1 protein-coding gene is annotated in these 563 nt (G+C 65.4%); it reads right to left on the reverse strand.

The features are described from left to right. On the reverse strand, positions 1–478 hold a 478-nt coding region (locus tag U858_RS0133355), incomplete at its 3' end, for an ABC transporter permease (RefSeq protein ID WP_025141383.1). Between the last annotated feature and the right edge of the window lie 85 nt (positions 479–563).

Raw genomic sequence — 563 nt, forward strand, 5'->3', positions numbered from 1 at the left:
AGCCCAGCTGCACCGAGAACAGCAGGATCAGCATGATGCCCACCACGAAGCTGGGCAGCGATATGCCCAGGATGGACACGAACTGCAGCGCCTGCGCCACCCGCGACTTGCGGTAGATGGCCGTCAGCACGCCCAACGGCACCCCAACCAGCAGCGACAGCAGGGTCGCCATCATGACCAGCTCGAAGGTGGCCGGAAAGCGCTCGGCCACCAGCGCGAACACGTCTTGCTGGTTACGGTAGGAAATGCCGAACTCGCCGCGCGCGGCGTTGGCCACGAAGTGCACGAACTGCATGCCCACCGAGGCATTCAGCCCCAGGCGCTCGCGCAGCTCGTCGCGCTGCGTCTGCGAAGCCTGCTCGTTGAGCATCATGTCGACGGGATCGCCGACGAAACGGAAAATCACGAACGCCATCAACGCCACCGCCAGCATCACGCCGACCGCATTGAAGACCCGTCTCACTATGAACGCCAGCATGTGCGCCCCCTGTCAGCCCTGGTTACGAACGCCTGCATGGACGCCCCCGGATTCAGTCTCGCAAGGCGGGCCGCCGCGGCGGCCC

It is taken from the genome of Achromobacter sp. DH1f, assembly GCF_000633435.1.
GTDB lineage: Bacteria > Pseudomonadota > Gammaproteobacteria > Burkholderiales > Burkholderiaceae_B > Achromobacter > Achromobacter deleyi.